We start from the raw sequence: 17,083 nt of genomic DNA, 5'->3' as shown, positions 1-17,083 counted from the left end.
GTTTGGTTACGTGAAAGTACGCTTTCGTGGCCTGATGAAAAACACCGCTCAGCTGACCACGCTGTTCGCCTTGTCGAACCTGTGGATGGCTCGCCGACATTTGCTAACGAATGCAGGAGAGGTGCGCCTGTAAGGTGAGGAATTGCCCCGAGGAGGCTGTCGCGGCGACCAGAAACACCGACATGAGCAGACGATCCAATCATTTTTGATGGATTCGCCGCTTTCCAAATCGGCGGGGCTGAAGTCGGCGGGAAATATAGGGCTACTTCAGACCATCCCTAAACTTGAAGCCAGGCCAAAACATAAAATCATGAATTTTGCTTTTACACTCAAGGACATCGAAGAAATGAGAATAGGCGTTGATGTAAGAGCTGTCTTTGAGCAGCACATCCGGGATCTTCTTCCCAGCGCTAAAGTTATGGTCCGCGGTTATCCGGGGGGCGGCTACAACATTACCGCTCATGTTGATATGCGTTGATAAAATACATCTCCGACATGATTTATAAATACAACCTCAGACTGATAACTAAATCTTAAAGCTTCACTGCGAGTATAATAAATACTACGGACTCCAAAGCAGTGCTCTTACATCCAGCCGCACAATTTTCTTCAGGTTGTTGAAAATATTTGGTCGCCTTTGCCGTTTCTGACTCTATCCCATTCTTTTTTGGAGAAAGGCGTGCAAATTTCGCCTGAAAATCGACCGAACCGCGCTCACCTATGGGTTTTGATCGCCTCGACCTGGAACACCTCACCTTTGGTGATTCTTGCGTAGATATTACGCATCTACGGCTTGGCAAACGCGTAACGGCTTACCTTGAACGTCAAACAGGGCCGGCGCCTATAACCATGGATATTCGTTTTAGGTTTTTACCAACCCGCTTCGTCTTTCAATCAAGCAAGCCTACCGACTGCAGATGAGAGCGAGCTTCAAAGGGGCTTGCTATTGGGCCCATCCGTGTGGTGCCCTACCATATTGATGACACCCTGGCTCTTTCTGAGAGAAAACTGAGTGTTGCCTGGCTCCCAGGAGGAACCAATCAAATGAGACTTTCCATCATTCACTGGTTCGATCAGAACAGATCGTGACAGCCTATTACCCAACACTTCAACTAAAAATTCACGCCGCTGGTTACCAGCAGACCCAGCCTAACTGACCTCATGCGTTCAGCGTCCAGGAACCTCCAGACGCCGTACCAGTCAGTCCTTTTTTGCCCACAGCCTAACCTTTCGGCCAAGGGCAGCACTGCCTCAGCATCAACAGGAGTTGAAGATGGCCCAGTCCCCTACCGAAAATCGTCGCATCGTGTTGGCCTCGCGCCCCACCGGGGCCCCTACTGCCGAGAACTTCCGCCTGGAGCGTGAGCCGCGGCCCGAACCGCAGGAGGGAGAGGTTCTGTTGCGTACGGTTTATCTATCGCTTGACCCCTACATGCGCGGACGCATGAGCGATACGAAATCTTATACCGAGCCGATGCAGGTCAATGATGTCATGGTCGGCGGTACCGTATGCCGGGTAGAAGAATCTCGCCACCCCGAGTATCAGAAAGGTGACTGGGTACTGGCCAGCAGCGGCTGGCAAGACTATGCAGTCTCCGACGGTACCGGCCTGAACAAACTGGGTAATCCTGAGTACCCCTCCTACTCCCTGGGTGTTCTTGGAATGCCCGGCTTTACTGCGTATATGGGCCTTCTGGATATCGGCCAGCCCAAACCTGGCGAAACGGTAGTAGTAGCTGCGGCCACTGGCCCAGTGGGCTCTACGGTCGGCCAGATTGCCAAGCTCAAGGGATGTCGTGTAGTCGGTGTTGCTGGCGGTGCCGAAAAATGCCGACATGCCAAAGAGCACCTGGGTTTTGATGAGTGTATCGACCACCACAGCGACGACTTCTCTGCAGCGCTGACCCAGGCTTGTCCGGACGGTATCGATGTATATTTCGAGAACGTAGGGGGCAAGGTATTCGATGCGGTACTGCCTTTATTGAATACCAAGGCACGGGTACCAGTGTGTGGCCTGATCGCCATGTACAATTCGAATCCTGAAGATTTGCCTGACGGCAAGGACCGCCTTCCCCTACTGGAATCCGTTTTTCTGAACAAACGTATACGCATGCAGGGCTTCATCATCTTTATGGATTATGGGGACCGTTATGGCGAGTTCCTTGAGGCCATGACGCCCTGGGTAAAAGAAGGCAAGATCAAGTATCGCGAGCAGATTGTGGATGGTCTGGAAAACGCGCCTGAAGCCTTTATGGGGCTGCTGGAAGGCAAGAACTTCGGCAAACTGGTCATCCGTGTGGGTGAGGATTGATTAGCAGGCATGGGCACTGCTTCTGACCGAGGCAGTGCCCGTACGTTTATTACGCTTTGATAATCAGTCTGCTGCAAAAGCGAGGCTTAATCAGCTTACTGTGGTAGAAGACCAAGCCTGCCGCGTCCCTTTTCTGGACAGACAGATCGCCTCTATAAACCATAGCCGTTAGCAGGCGCTCAGGGCGCCCGCTAACGGCGGTAGAGCGCTTCAACCAGTTACTCGTTATTACCTTTTGTAGACGGTAACGCGTAAGCGATCAGGTAGTCGCCCATTTTCGTCCCAAAAGACGCATGACCGCCAGCCATAATGACAACGTACTGTTTACCATCGGCTTCATAGGTCATAGGGGTTGCCTGGCCTCCTGCAGGTAGACGTGCCTCCCACAGTTTGTCGCCATTGGTCACATTGTAGGCCCGGATATAGTTGTCCTGTGTCCCTGCAATAAACATCACGTTACCAGCTGTGGAGATAGGGCCACCCAACATAGGTACGCCAATCTTAAGCGGCGGCAATTGAAGCCCCTGCAGGCTGTCACGAATAGTGCCGATACGCTTACGCCACACCACCTCGTGGGTATTCATGTCCACGCCTGCTACATAGCCCCACGCCGGCTCTTTACAGGGAAGACCCAGAGGTGACAGAAATGCATTGAGTTCCACGCCAAACGGTACGCCATATTGAGGCTGAATACCCTGCTCGGTCCCTGTACCTCTGGCGCCCTCCTGAGGCCACATCGGGTTGTTTGGACCTCGCGGAATCAGCTTGGACACAAAGGGCAAGGCCATGGGATTCATCAGGGCAATCTGGCGATCGGGGTTAACGGAAATACCGCCCCACTCAAACACCCCGAGGTTGCCGGGGAACACCAGAGTGCCCTGCTCTGAAGGTGGTGTGTATTGGCCTTTGTAAGAAAGGCGTTTGAATATCACACGGCACATCAACTGATCGAACATGGTGGCACCCCACATGTTTTTATCAGTCAATGTCTGAATCGGGGTCAGGTTCAAGGCCGAACGTGGCTGAGTGTTGCTGACCCAGTCGCCTTCAGCGGCACCTTGGGGTACAGGGACCTCGGTAACCGGAACGATGGGTTTACCGTCACGGCGATCCAGGACAAAGAGATCCCCGGCCTTGGTAGGTACATAAACAGCTGGAACAACCTCACCGGATTGCATTTTCACATCAGCCAAGGTCGGCTGTGAGGGTACGTCCATATCCCATAGGTCGTGGTGAGTAGTCTGGAAGCTCCAGACCAATTTACCGGTCGAGCCGTTCAGCGCCACGATAGAAGCAGCATAACGCTCCATGACCTTGGTGCGATTACCTCCCCAGATATCAGGGGTTGGGTTACCAGTTGGAATGTAAACCACGTCAGCTTTGGCATCATAGGCCAACGGTGCCCAGGCGTTTGGTGAGTTATTTACCAGGGTTTCACCGTCGGTTGGAATCGCGTTGGGATCCTCTGCGCCTGTATCAAAGATCCACTGTAGTTCACCAGTATTAACATCGTAACCGCGGATAGCGCCTGAGGGCTCATGTACGGAGAAGTTATCGGTAACCGAACCACCGATGATAACCGTAGTTCCAGTTACGACAGGTGGCGATGTAGGCTCCAGACCGCCCGGATAGGTATAAGGCTGCATATGCAAGAGGTCCAGCTCGCCGTTATTGGCGAAGTCGGCGCAACGCTCGCCATTATCGGCGTTGATGGCAAACAAGCGGCCATCATTAACCGGCAGGAATACCTTACGCGGACAACTGGTTTGCGCCGGAGTCTTGCCCGCCAGGCTGGCAGCAAATTCGGTCGTATTGGCCTGGTCATAATAGGCCACGCCGCGACAGGTCAAGTGCTGGAAGGAAGGCTCCGACTTGAGCTTTGGATCGAATCGCCACTTCTCTTTACCGGTAGCAGGATCCAGCGCCACAAGGATCTGGTGCATGGTACAGATGTACATGTTGTCGCCAATCTTTATTGGCGTCAGTTCGTTGGTGGTTTCGCCCGAGTCGTTCTCCTGCTTTGACTCACCACTACGAAAGGTCCAAGCCACCTGAAGATCTTTAACGTTGCTTTCGTTGATCTGACTCAGCGGCGAATACCGCGTACCGCTTTGGGTACGCCCATAAGCCGGCCAGTCGGCAGGATCTACGCCCTCTACGGGCGCGGCCTGCGCCGGCTGCGCTGAGGCTATGCTGCCATCGATTTCCTGTGGGTCGTTGAAAATGGAATACACCAGAACCGCGATGGCCAGAGCCAGCGTTGCGGATAGGAATATCTTGCTTCCCTTAAGCCCTGCGCCAATACCGCGCGTAACCGCAGGAATTAACAGCCATATACCCAACAGGCCCAGGATATCCAGGCGTGGTACCAGAGCCCAGAAGTCTGTACCTGTCTCCCACAGCCCCCACACCACCGTACCAAGCATCAAGAGCGCATACAGCCAGATCGCTGCGGTGGAGCGACGCGCCAGCAGAATGGCGGTGATCAGCAAAACAAGGCCGCTGACCACGTAGTAATACGAGCCGCCCAGTACTGCAAGCCAACCTCCCCCACCCAGTAACACCAATGCAAAAAGTGCAGTAATGATGGCTGTGAAAGTTCTCAATCCAGACCTTGTCGATAAGGTACTCATCAACTGTTTCCTTCTTTGCGAGAAATGAAATCCTTCAGTTAACGATCAAAGGCACTATTGCGTACCGAAACGAAATACAGTCGAGCTGTTAAAGACTTCACCAGGCTTTAGCACCGTACTGGGAAAACCAGGCTGGTTCGGGCTGTTTGGGTAGTGCTGGGTTTCCAACGCAAACGCCTCGGTTTGCCGGTATACCTTTCCGCCTGCACCGGCTACGTTACCCTTGAGGGCATTACTGGTATAAAACTGTAAGCCGGGCTGCGTGGTCAGGCACTCAAGCGTACGACCACTCTCGGGATCGACTACCCGTACGGCCATTTGCAGAGCATCTGGCTCAGAGCCTTTGTTCAACACCCAGTTATGATCGAAACCACGGGCGTACAGCAGCTGCGGGTCATTCGCGCGGATGTCCTTGCCTATGGCTTTGGGCTTGCGGAAATCAAAGACGGTGCCATTAACCGGCTGTAGTATTCCGGTTGGAATCGAATGAGCATCGGTAGGCAGATAGTGATCGGCATTAATTTGTACGATCTGGTCTAGTACACCATGGGTACTGCTGGGCCCGGCCAGGTTGAAGTAGCTGTGATTGGTTAGGTTGATAACAGTACCTTTATCGGTTTTGGCCTGATAATCGATACGAAACGTGTTGTCATCAGAAAGGCTGTAGGTAACCGTCACCTGCAAGTTGCCAGGAAAACCCTGGTCCCCGTCCGGGCTGTTGAGCTCTAGAGCTGCCTTAACCACCGGCCCCTCGGTGATTAATGGCTTCACATGCCAAACACGCTTGTCATAGCCGTTATTCCCACTATGCAAGGTATTAGAGCCATCATTCTTTTCAAGTTGATAGGTGTGTCCATCAAGCGTGAACTGACCATTGGCAATACGGTTAGCATAACGGCCAATCAGGGCACCAAAATGGATGCCTTCCCGCGCGTCCACCACTTCGTAACCCTGTAAATCATCGAAGCCGAGAACAATATTCTCTCGTTTACCGTTACGGTCAGGCGTAACAATATCGGTAATGACCCCGCCAAAACTCAAGAACGATACACTCACTCCCTTATCGTTCTTCATGGTATAGCGTATAACTTCCAGCCCTTCTCGAGTCGTACCGTAAGGTTGCTGACTAAGCGTTGAAGCGAAAACGTATTGACTGGCAAATAACCCTACAAGAGCACCGAAAACATTTATTACCCGCACTTTTTAGAACTCCATTAATTTCATAATGCAATTCAGAGTAACAATGTAGGCGGTCGTTGCCTAATCCCGATGGAAGGTAGATGTATAAGAGTTCTCAATTAAATTGTTTGCTGCACTCTGGAATCGAGCGCTAGCAAAAAGCCATTAGAGCCTTGACCTAGACACCCTCAGCCATACCACGCCTTGCTTCGCTCTAGATAAAAAGCGCTCGCTTAAAAATCAAATGCAAATTTTAAGCTTGGGCCACGGTATAAACTCTTGCCTGCGTTTCGTAATTTTATTAAGGGATTTAGAGAGTTGAAGCACCTGTATTTCGCCAAGGGCGATAACTCTCTCTACGAGGTTATTACCTAATCATTATAAGTTATTAATACGAAACTCTAATGTAATCACCTACAATGACTAGGCATTTAGTTTCCCGTTTGAAACAGGTGTGCTTAGTTTTAATTTATTGATTAGCGGATTACGCCATTTATAAACGTACTCCCCAACATGCCCACCGATGCGGATTGAATAGCCGCTACGTTCTGTCTGAAAAATCGATTTGCTAGGCTGTCCTGTCTTTTCCGAGCGGAGACTTGAGATGACAGGCCGTTACCAGTTAGACGATCGGTCATGGGCACTAATTAGCGATCTGGTTTCTCACAGGCAGCAGCGGGGTGGCAGCGCAAGGATGATCGCCTGATGCTTAATGATGTCTTTTGGGTGCTGTGCTCAGGAGCGAAGTGGCGTGATCTACCCGATCACTTTGGAGCCTAGCAAACGGTCTACCACCGTTTCCGTGTCTGGCGAGACCGCTCGCTGTTCAAGGCTCTGCTCAGGCGGCTTCATTTAGAGCTGAAGCAGGACGGTCGTATTGATCTAAGCACCTGGATGGTTGATTCACCCTCCATCCAGGTGCCGCTAAAAAATAGGCAACTAGGCATTGGGACGTAGCCGTGGTGGCTTGACCAGTAAGCTCCATCTGGCCTGCGATCGCTTCAGGATCAAGCCCATTATCCCGTTACGCCAGATGCATCGACACTCTAGAACAGGTCTGTCCAGACTCTTTGACCGACAGGCCTATCGTAAGCGCAATGCAATCGAGCGGCTCTTTAGCTGGCTTAAGGAGCATCGCTGAATAGCTACCCGTTTCGAAAACTCGCCAGCAGCTTCGAGGCCATGATTTCTCTAGCTTGCATAGGGATTTGCTTGAGGAAATCTTTTCAAACAGATCCTAAGCTCAAATGCTGTTGCACCTTTCCAAGCGAATCCCGGTCCAGCTCGTGTGACGTCAAGGGCCAAGCGACTCCGGCGTTAATCATAGTTCGACAGTCATGTCCGAAAATGGCGAGCTACTACCAATAACAACGACGATAGTAGAGCCTCTGCTGAAAACGCCTATGCGTTGGTAAAGAGGAAATACGAACAGTGCGTTCACTATGGGAGAAAGGATCGCATGCGTCTTTCAGACTATGGGAGATTGATACTGCTGGCCGCGATATGGGGCGCCAGCTTTCTTTTCATGAGAATAGCGGCCCAGCCTTTGGAGCGATCAATTCGGCGATATTGAATGCCACAACGCCCTTGATGGGAGCCCTGATTGGATTTGGCTTCTTTGGAGAAAAACTGACAGTTCGAAAATGGCTAGGCGTGGCATTGGGATTAGTCGGGATCACGATGATTACCCATGTTGGTGATGTGCAGTCTGCGAGCGGAGCCGCTATGGCTAGTCTTGCCTGCCTGATCGCTACGAGTTGTTATAGCGTTGCCGGATTTCTTACGCAACGCTGGATATCGGAACGAGGAGGACTTGACCCCAAGATAGTCGCCTTTGGCAGCCAGGCCGGTGCGACACTGTTTCTGATGCCCATCTTTATCGGGACACTCAACAACGGGCCTCTCGTTCAATGGGCGCAGCCAGAGGCCTGGATCAGCGTGCTGGCGGTTGGCCTCCTCTGCACGGCGCTGGCCTACATCCTGTATTTTCGGTTGATCGCTGATATCGGTCCGCTTCGCACGATGACCGTAACCTTCCTGATTCCTCCATTTGGCGCTCTTTGGGGCTACCTCGCGTTGGGCGAAATCATTACCAAAGATTTTATCGCGGGCGCCGTGATGGTAGGCATTGCAGTAGGGATGGTCTTGAGTCCGGGAAAACCGCCACGGATCGTGAACAGAGAGACTGTGAAGTAAGCCTGTAAATGCATTCTTGAAATACCAACATCGCTTCCTCTCCTCATTAAGATCAACTTAGATCAGCGTCGCGGCTGGCCGCAAACCAGCCGTTTACTTGATGCAAATCGGCCAGGGCTCAGCGCTCCCAGCCAAGCCACGAGTGCAGGGATCACGATAGAGGCGACTATCTCGACTATGAGGCTCCGACGCAGCGCAGAAATGGCGACCTAGGTGTTTGGTCCCAGGGAGAAAGGGTTTATGGTATAGACCTCTATCGAAGGAGGATCCATGGCTCAGGTTCTACACAAACGCGCCACGACCACGCACACCATCCGAGCGGAGTTACAGCGATCGCAGGATTCGATCGCGACACTGAGTAAGCGCTATAACTTAAATCCGAAAACAGTAATCAAATGGCGTAAGCGTGACTCGGTTGAAGATCAGCCCATGGGACCTCGGGAGCCGCATTCGACCTCCCTGACCCTGGCTGGAGAGGCTGTTGCCATCGCGTTCCGGCAGAAGACGTTGCTGCCTCTGGACGATTGCCGCATGCCTTGCAGCGTTTTATACCCAGGCTTTCGCGCTCGGGCCTGCATCGGCTCTACCAGCGACACGGCATCAGCAACCTCCCGCGCTCAGCTGAGCCGGTACGTGAGAAGAAAGCCTTCAAACGCTATCCGCTGGGCTATCTGCATATCGATATCACCGAGGTGCATACCGCAGAGGGCCGGGCCTATCTCTTTGTGGCGATCGATCGCACGTCGAAGTTTGTCTATGCCGAGTTACATGAGCAGATGATGCGCAAAGATGCGGTCGACTTTTTGGAGGCCACGCTTAAGACGTTACCCTATAAGGTGCATACGGTACTCACCGACAACGGCATTCAATTTGCCAGGAAGGTCGGTACTGAACGCTACCGGGCCCATCCTTTCGATGTGATCTGTTATCGGCACGGCATTGAACATCGGCTAACCAAGCCCTTCCATCCCTGGACCAATGGCCAGGTTGAGCGCATGAACCGGACGATCAAGCAGGCCACCACCAAGGCCTTTCATTATGCCTCGCTTAAACAGCTGCAGGAGCATATAAAGGATTATCTTTGGGCGTATAACAGCGCTCGTCCATTGCGCGCCTTGAAAGGGCAAACACCGATTGGCTTTATCCTCGGGCAATGGCTCAAACAACCACAGCTCTTTTTAACCGACCCAAACCCCCTCTTCCCGGGACCTAACACCTAGTGTTTCCCATCATGAATGGCTCTTCAAGCAAGGCGCTCAGGTGAAATCGGTTAGCGGCAGCTAACCCCAACATCAGAACGAATAATGCAAGCTTTACCAGTAAAAGCTGTCCATACATGCTGGAGACAAGACCGCTTAACGTAGGCCCTACAATTAGCCAGTAGTTGGTGATACCAGTGAGGCTGATCACCACAACGATAACCGTTCTGGCCATCGTGAAACTGCTCAAAATGCGACTTAACAACACTAGGTGCTGAGGGAGTATTCAGCCTAGGAGAATGCATTAGCACGACAAAGACTACCAAGGCTCCCAGCCAGCTATCGGCCACAAGAAGATAGAGGATGTCACAGGTGATATGAAGATAGCACCGGCCGCCTTCATCCATCGCGCCATGCCTTGTACAGGCTAACGTGGCCAGTGCAATAGCGCCAAAGAGCATTACTAACCCTAGCGCGCCGCTTGGCACATAGTGCACTGAGCAGAGGCAGTATAAGGACGGAGATCCGCCCCTAGGTCAACCCGACATCCGTACCGGCAATGATCATTTCAAAGGGGTGGAGTTCAAGCGCCATGAACTCCTGAGCACCACTCATGGATTTGGCCAGTACCAGCATGGCTCCCAGGGACTGCACGAGACCTGCCAGCGCCATCACGGCCAGGAACGAGCCGAACCTTATGCCTATACCTGGCTACATGCTCATGGCCCTAAAGGGCATAAAACCAAATAGCAGCATAAGTCCATGCAAAAAGCAAAGCGTACGCCAATGTTGATCCAGTCGCCAATGACATCGCTACTTCACATTAAAGGAAAGAATGGGACGGGTCATCATGGTGTCGTTGACCAGCACGATTCTGACCCGCTCGCCATACTTGAGCCGGTGAGGTGCAGCTCAAGGGTACGACTAGGCTCTTGTTCATCCGGGTCAAAAAGGTACTTTTGAGGTCCGAATAGGTCGGAACGCGGCGTCCATAGTTTCTCAAACTAAGACCCAGATCATCCACTAGCCTAGGACTTGGATTCATATTTCACTACAGATGTAAAATATCCTAGGGCTTGTCTAAAAGTTGCGACGGTTAGCTTGCTGCCATTGGGAGAGACAGACATAACAGATCGTTACAAACTTTCAGGCCAGAAGTAGACTTTGACTGAAGGGATTGATCCCTCTCCTAGGACTAAGCCCTTGTCTAGCCTCTGATATGCAGCTAGCATCACAACCATGAGCGTTGTTCATCGACTTTGTCTCCTATTAGTTCTTAGCTTGGCGCTTCCCTTCAATGGGATGGCGGGCTCGCTGCTGCCAGCGAGCCCATGCTCCATGGAGCAGCATGATGCTTCCATGAAAAGCGCCATGGAGATGCACGACAGTTGCTTCGATGAACAGAAAAGCGCCCATCTGGGTGGCAAGATGTGTAAAAGTGGCGAGCAATGTCAGGCTAACACGCTTGTTCAAACCAGCGCTTTTAAAACTCCTTGTGTACCCATAGCCCCGCCTATCCAAACAGCTCTTCCTGAACGTGCTGTCTCCCTTACGCCCAGCGATGTCTGGCGACCTCCTCGCGCCTGATTTCTAGTCTCTTCTAATCTTTGTCTTGCGACTGCAGAGTCGTAAGCCGATTGGTGTGTGCGCATGAATCATGGGCACCGAAACATGACTGGATTCACGCGATGATTTTTCGACGCGACGGTAAAAAGCAGCCATCCCAGACGGCTGTGGCAGTGTGCCTTCTGGCTGTACCTGTTTTTTCATCAGCCTTGACCCTGGATGAGGCCATACGTCTGGCCGAACGAGACGCTCCGTCAATGGCTGCCCGGCAGGCTGGTATTGAAGCGGCTCGTAGCGCTGCCATACCTGCTGGCGAGCTGCCTGATCCTAAGTTAGCGCTTGGCCTGCAAAACGTCCCTATTCAAGGCGAAGACCGCTTCAGCCTGAACCGCGATTCCATGACCATGCAAATGGTAGGAGTCACGCAGGACGTGCCTAATCGCGATAAGCGACGCGCACGTGTTGAGGCTGCACAAGCAAGCGTTTCGCGTGCAGAAGCCGTTCAGCGTGTAGAGCGTTTGAATGTAAGGATTGAAACAGCCCTGGCCTGGATCGAGGCTCGAGCGATCGAGCGCAAGCTGGAAGTGTTCAAAAGTCTTTACGAAGAAAATCGTCTTTTGGCTAAAGCGGTTCAGGCCAGGCTTGCAGGTAATGCGGGGCAGATCTCAGACAGCGTTGTGCCGAAACAAGAAGCTGCACTGCTGGCCGAGAAAGAAGATGAGCTACAGCGTTCGTTACAGCAGGCCAGGGCTGATCTACGACGCTGGGTTGGAGCTGCAGCTGACGAGCCACTGGTTGGGAACCTGCCTTTCTGGCCTGTCGATACCCGAAGCCTCACTCATAACCTTGAGCGGCACCCCAAGCTTGCTGTCTTTGATCCTATGACCCAGGAAGCCGAAGCGCAGATTCGTCAGGCTGTAGCAGAAAAGAAACCTGACTGGAGCTGGCAGGTGGGCTACCAGAACCGTGGGCGCGAGTACGGCGACATGGTCAGCCTGCAAGTAAGCTTCGATCTTCCCTTATTTACCTCATCCAGACAGGACCCAAAGATTGCAGCCAAACGTGCAGAGCTTTCCGAGCTCGAGGCTGAGCGTATCAGTATGCGACGTGAACACGTTCAGGAGCTCGAAAGCGATCTTGCTGAATATGAGCGTTTGAAGCGGGCCGTCGAACGTAGCCAGAAGATTCTTGTTCCCCTTGCCCAGGAAAAGGTCAATCTCGCGCTTAGTAGCTACCGGTCAGGAAAAGCTGATCTGGGCACCGTAGTGCAGGCGCGTCGCGAGTTGGTTGAGGCGCGCCTCAAAGCGATCGACTTTATTGAACAGCAAGCGCTTACCAGTGCACGTCTGCATTTCGCTTATGGAGAACACCAATGAGTAAGCGCACCCTTTCGCTGCTTCTGCTCCTTATCGGTACAGCACTTCTGGCTGGGGCTACAGGTTACTGGCTCGCCGCGAAATCCGCTCAACCTGGACAGCCTTCCCCTACCAACCTGCCAGCCCAGCAAGAGGAGCGGCAGGTATTGTACTGGTATGACCCGATGTATCCGCAGCAAAAGTTCGATAAGCCTGGCAAATCGCCTTTCATGGATATGGATCTTGTACCGCGCTATGCCGATGAAGGCGGAGACAGCGCGGCCATTACCATTGATCCTGGTGTAACCCAGAACTTGGGGATGCGCGTAGCGCCTGTTACCCGCGAGTCTATAGGCCAGGTCCTTAATGCAGTAGGAACACTGACCTTTGACGAGCGCAATGTCGCGGTCGTGCAGACCCGTAGCGGAGGCTTTGTCGAGCGCGTATACGATAGAGCCCCTGAAGACGTAATAAAGAAAGGGGCACCTCTTGCCGATGTGCTCATTCCCGAATGGTCCGCAGCCCAAGAAGAATACCTTGCGCTACGGGACCTTAAAGACTCTCAGCTATTAGCGGCAGCGCGCCAGCGTCTGCGTCTTGCAGGAATGCCAGCCGACCTGATCAAGGATCTGGAACGCAGTGGCAAGGTGCAGTCCGTCTGGACCGCTACAAGTCCTATAGCGGGAGTTATCCAGACGCTTGATGTGCGTGAGGGTATGACGCTTTCAAGCAGCTCTACCCTGGCTCGGATTAATGGAATCGACACTGTTTGGCTCGAAGTAGCCGTGCCGGAGGCGCAAATTGCCCATTTACAGGCCGGGCAGCGTGTCGAGGCACGTCTGCCTGCCTATCCCGATGAGGTCGTAAGCGGAACGATCAAGGCCATCCTGTCAGAAGCTAACCGTGACAGCCGAACGGTACGGGTTAGGGTCGAGTTGCCCAACCCGCAACAACGCTTGCGCCCAGGCATGACCGCCGAGGTCACCCTAAGCCATGAGCAGCACAGTGCTCTGACAATTCCCACCGAAGCGGTAATCCGTACTGGGAAGCGTACGCTCGTCATGCTGGCTGAAGAGGCAGGTCGCTATCGCCCGGTTGAAATCCGTACTGGACGGGAAGTCGAAGACAAGACGGAGGTACTCCAGGGGTTGGAAGAAGGCCAACACGTTGTTGCCTCAGGACAGTTCCTCTTGGACTCCGAGGCCAGCTTACGGGGGCTGACCGCACAAACCCTTGAGCAGACGCCTACAGTACTTAAACACGCTTTGCATGAAGCTGAGGGAACTGTCGTCGAGCTTGATGGCGACATGATCGGTATTTCTCACGGACCCTTCAAGACACTGGGTATGCCGGGCATGACCATGAGCTTTGCCCTGGCTGATCCAGCACTTGCTAGCGATCTGCAACTGGGTGACCGGGTCCGGTTTGGCGTGCGGGAAACCGATGAGGGTTTGCTGGTCGAGCGCATCGAAAAGCTGGGGGATAAACCATGATTGCCTCGCTTATTCGATGGTCAGTGGCCAACCGCTTCCTGGTCTTGCTGGCAACTTTGTTTGCCATTGTCTGGGGCGTCTGGTCGGTCAAAAACACGCCGATTGACGCCTTGCCGGATCTATCCGACGTTCAGGTCATCATTCGCACATCTTATCCAGGGCAGGCACCTCAGATTGTTGAAAATCAGGTTACCTATCCGTTGACTACAACCATGCTCTCGGTACCGGGAGCCAGGACGGTGCGGGGCTACTCGTTTTTTGGTGATAGTTACGTTTATGTCTTGTTTGAAGACGGCACGGACCTGTACTGGGCGCGCTCACGTGTCTTGGAATATCTGAGTCAGGTACAAGGCCGTCTACCGGCTTCCGCCAAGCCGGCACTGGGCCCGGATGCGACCGGAGTGGGCTGGATTTACCAATATGCACTGGTTGACCGTACTGGCGGACATGACTTGGCCCAGCTTCGCTCCTTACAGGACTGGTTTTTACGTTATGAGCTCAAAACACTCCCTAACGTAGCTGAAGTTGCGCCTATTGGCGGAATGGTCAAGCAATACCAGGTAGTACTTGATCCTATCCGTATGGCCAGCCGTGGGGTAACGCAACAGCAAATAGCCGAGGCTATCAGCCAGGCCAACCAGGAAGCTGGGGGTAGCGTCCTGGAGCTTGCAGAAACAGAGTTCATGGTGCGTGCCTCAGGCTACCTGCAAACCCTGAAGGATTTTCGGACTATTCCCTTACGCCTGGACAGCAATGGCGTGCCAGTCCTACTGGGAGATGTAGCGCACATCCAGCTTGGCCCGGAGATGCGCCGAGGAATCGCAGAGCTTGATGGAGAGGGAGAAGTTGTTGGCGGGGTGGTCATCCTGCGTAGCGGCAAAAATGCCCGAGAAACTATTGCAGCTGTTCAGGACAAGCTGGAACAACTCAAGAAAAGCCTACCGGACGGGGTTGATATTGTTACGACCTACGACCGCAGCCAGCTCATTGACCGAGCGGTAAAAAACCTGAGCCACAAGCTGCTCGAGGAGTTTTTGGTCGTCGCACTGGTTTGCGCTGTCTTCCTGTGGCACCTGCGCTCGTCTTTGGTGGCTATCGTCTCCCTGCCGGTGGGCGTTTTGATCGCCGCCATCATCATGCAGCGGCAAGGCATCAACGCCAATATTATGTCCCTGGGCGGAATTGCCATCGCCATCGGCGCCATGGTGGATGCGGCCATCGTAATGATTGAAAACGCTCATAAACACATCGAGGCCTGGCATAAGCAGCATCCTGATGAAGAGCTTAAGGGCGAGGCGCATTGGAAGGTCACAACCGCAGCCGCCGTGGAGGTAGGGCCTGCGCTGTTTTTCAGTCTGTTGATCATTACCCTGTCGTTTATTCCTGTGTTTACACTGGAAGCCCAGGAAGGCCGCCTATTCGGCCCGCTGGCCTTTACCAAGACCTATGCCATGGCGGCAGCGGCGGGCCTGTCAGTAACCCTGGTGCCGGTACTGATGGGGTATTGGATTCGTGGAAAGATTCCTGACGAACACCGAAATCCGCTGAATCGAGGGTTGATTCGTCTTTATCAGCCCGCGCTAAGTGCTGTGCTGCGCCGGCCAAAAACCACCTTGTTCGTAGCCCTGCTGGTGTTCCTCACTGGGCTCTGGCCTGTTACCCGCCTGGGCGGCGAGTTTCTGCCCGCGTTGGATGAAGGCGATTTGCTCTATATGCCGACCGCCTTGCCAGGGCTTTCAGCACAAAAGGCCAGCGAGCTCTTACAGCAGACCGACCGGCTGATCAAAACAGTACCGGAAGTTGCGCATGTGTTTGGTAAAGCCGGCCGTGCCGAGTCGGCTACCGATTCGGCACCGCTGGAAATGTTCGAGACCACTATTCAATTCAAGCCCCGAGAGCAATGGCGGCCCGGGATGACCATGGAGACGCTAGTCGAGGAGCTGGACCGCACAGTTAATGTGCCCGGCATTGCCAACCTGTGGATTCCACCGATCCGCAACCGTATCGATATGCTGGCCACTGGGATCAAGAGCCCCATCGGCGTCAAGGTATACGGCACGGACCTGATGCAAATCGACAAGGCTACTCAGGCCGTCGAGCGCATCGCCAAGACGGTGCCTGGCGTCAGCTCTGCACTGGCCGAGCGCCTAACCGGAGGCCGTTATATCGATGTTGATATTGATCGCGTTACTGCGGCGCGGTACGGGCTCAATATTGCCGAAGTGCAATCCATCGTTGCTGGCGCTATTGGCGGCGAAACCATTGGCGAAACCGTGGAGGGTCTGGCTCGCTACCCTATCAATCTGCGCTATCCCCGAGAGTGGCGAGACTCGGTAACTGATCTTCAGCAGTTGCCTATTTATACGCCTCAGGGCAGCCAGATCACTCTAGGGACTGTAGCCCAGGTAAAGATCAGTGACGGCCCGCCCATGCTGAAAAGCGAAAACGCACGGTTGTCTGGCTGGGTTTATGTTGATGTGCGAGACCGTGACATGGCGGCGGTGGTAAACGATCTTCGGCAAAAGGTAAGTGAGCAGATCACACTGGAACCTGGCATGAGTATCAGCTACTCGGGACAGTTTGAGTTCATGGAGCGGGCCAATGCCCGCCTGAAACTTGTAGTACCCGCCACGCTTTTGATCATTTTTGTGTTGCTGTATCTCGTCTTCACCCGCTTCAGCGAAGCATTTTTGATCATGGCTACGCTTCCCTTCGCCCTGACGGGTGGTGTCTGGTTTCTTTACCTGCTCGACTATCACCTCTCGGTTGCTACCGGAGTGGGCTTTATTGCCCTGGCTGGCGTTTCAGCCGAGTTTGGCGTGATCATGCTGCTCTATCTGAAAAATGCCTGGCACGAGCGGCTTGACGCTGGACTCACGTCAGAAGGCGCGCTTCTCGATGCGATCAATGAGGGCGCTGTGCAACGCGTACGGCCCAAAGCCATGACAGTTGCAGTCATTATTGCCGGTTTACTGCCCATCCTATGGGGCAGCGGTACCGGTAGCGAAATCATGAGCCGCATCGCGGCGCCCATGGTTGGCGGCATGATCACTGCGCCGCTGCTTTCCCTGTTCGTCCTGCCAGCCGCCTATCGCCTGATGCGCCGGCGGGAAACAACCACCCACAGCACTCTTTCACTGAAAGGTTAATA

Annotated in this window: 10 protein-coding genes and 5 pseudogenes; 9 read left to right on the top strand and 6 right to left on the bottom strand. The window is 53.4% G+C overall.

From position 1 onward, the window contains the following. The 3 genes and pseudogenes from IQ22_RS19835 to IQ22_RS19825 form a co-directional block, all read left to right on the top strand. Positions 1-133: pseudogene (locus IQ22_RS19835) on the top strand (IS5/IS1182 family transposase); the annotation flags it as partial. Between the two features lie 75 nt (positions 134-208). Further along, complete coding sequence (locus IQ22_RS19830) at positions 209-478, top strand: hypothetical protein (protein ID WP_145145240.1); 270 nt, start codon at positions 209-211, stop codon at positions 476-478. Between the two features lie 795 nt (positions 479-1,273). Further along, positions 1,274-2,311, top strand: coding sequence for an NADP-dependent oxidoreductase (locus IQ22_RS19825; RefSeq protein WP_145145238.1), 1,038 nt, complete (start codon positions 1,274-1,276; stop codon positions 2,309-2,311). A gap of 218 nt (positions 2,312-2,529) precedes the next feature. Here IQ22_RS19825 and IQ22_RS19820 read toward each other — a convergent pair whose 3' ends face one another. Beyond that, complete coding sequence (locus IQ22_RS19820; RefSeq protein ID WP_145145236.1) at positions 2,530-4,944, bottom strand: glucose/quinate/shikimate family membrane-bound PQQ-dependent dehydrogenase; 2,415 nt, start codon at positions 4,942-4,944, stop codon at positions 2,530-2,532. A 54-nt stretch (positions 4,945-4,998) separates the two neighbouring features. Then, positions 4,999-6,144 (bottom strand): aldose epimerase family protein, encoded by a 1,146-nt coding sequence (locus tag IQ22_RS19815; protein WP_244309290.1) that lies wholly within the window; start codon positions 6,142-6,144, stop codon positions 4,999-5,001. Between the two features lie 583 nt (positions 6,145-6,727). Between IQ22_RS19815 and IQ22_RS19810 the strand changes: the two are divergent. The 3 pseudogenes from IQ22_RS19810 to IQ22_RS19800 all read left to right on the top strand — a co-directional run. Then, a pseudogene (locus tag IQ22_RS19810) lies at positions 6,728-7,356 on the top strand (IS5 family transposase); the annotation flags it as partial. Between the two features lie 226 nt (positions 7,357-7,582). Then, positions 7,583-8,319, top strand: a pseudogene (locus IQ22_RS19805) (DMT family transporter). 270 nt (positions 8,320-8,589) lie between these two features. After that, positions 8,590-9,539 (top strand): annotated as a pseudogene (locus tag IQ22_RS19800) (IS481 family transposase). Here IQ22_RS19800 and IQ22_RS19795 read toward each other — a convergent pair. The 4 genes and pseudogenes from IQ22_RS19795 to IQ22_RS19785 all read right to left on the bottom strand — a co-directional run bounded on the left by IQ22_RS19795 (position 9,529) and on the right by IQ22_RS19785 (position 10,991). Then, entirely contained in the window at positions 9,529-9,753 is a 225-nt protein-coding gene (locus IQ22_RS19795) for a CopD family protein (protein ID WP_145145234.1), read from the bottom strand. The pseudogene IQ22_RS19800 and the gene IQ22_RS19795 sit on opposite strands and share 11 nt — an antisense overlap. A 296-nt stretch (positions 9,754-10,049) precedes the next feature. Next, the gene (locus IQ22_RS23880) at positions 10,050-10,172 is read right to left on the bottom strand and encodes a hypothetical protein (protein WP_280177104.1); all 123 of its coding nucleotides are present in this window, start codon (positions 10,170-10,172) and stop codon (positions 10,050-10,052) included. 180 nt (positions 10,173-10,352) lie between these two features. Then, positions 10,353-10,563, bottom strand: a pseudogene (locus IQ22_RS23645) (copper oxidase); the annotation flags it as partial. A 224-nt stretch (positions 10,564-10,787) separates the two neighbouring features. Further along, on the bottom strand, positions 10,788-10,991 hold the full coding sequence (locus IQ22_RS19785; RefSeq protein WP_145145232.1) for a hypothetical protein: 204 nt from the start codon (positions 10,989-10,991) through the stop codon (positions 10,788-10,790). 215 nt (positions 10,992-11,206) lie between these two features. Here IQ22_RS19785 and IQ22_RS19780 point away from each other — a divergent pair, with 215 nt between their 5' ends. The 3 genes from IQ22_RS19780 to IQ22_RS19770 are packed head-to-tail and all read left to right on the top strand — an operon-like array spanning position 11,207 to position 17,081. After that, positions 11,207-12,460, top strand: coding sequence for a TolC family protein (locus IQ22_RS19780; protein WP_145145230.1), 1,254 nt, complete (start codon positions 11,207-11,209; stop codon positions 12,458-12,460). Next, positions 12,457-13,932: an efflux RND transporter periplasmic adaptor subunit gene (locus IQ22_RS19775; RefSeq protein WP_145145228.1), complete on the top strand. Its 1,476-nt coding sequence runs from the start codon at positions 12,457-12,459 to the stop codon at positions 13,930-13,932. Before IQ22_RS19780 ends, IQ22_RS19775 begins: the two co-directional genes overlap by 4 nt. Further along, positions 13,929-17,081, top strand: a complete 3,153-nt coding sequence (locus tag IQ22_RS19770) for an efflux RND transporter permease subunit (RefSeq protein WP_145145226.1) — start codon at positions 13,929-13,931, stop codon at positions 17,079-17,081. Before IQ22_RS19775 ends, IQ22_RS19770 begins: the two co-directional genes overlap by 4 nt. Positions 17,082-17,083: the final 2 nt, after the last annotated feature.

This window comes from Pseudomonas duriflava, assembly GCF_007830155.1.
Lineage (GTDB): Bacteria > Pseudomonadota > Gammaproteobacteria > Pseudomonadales > Pseudomonadaceae > Chryseomonas > Chryseomonas duriflava.
This window is presented reverse-complemented; position numbering and strand designations above follow the sequence as displayed.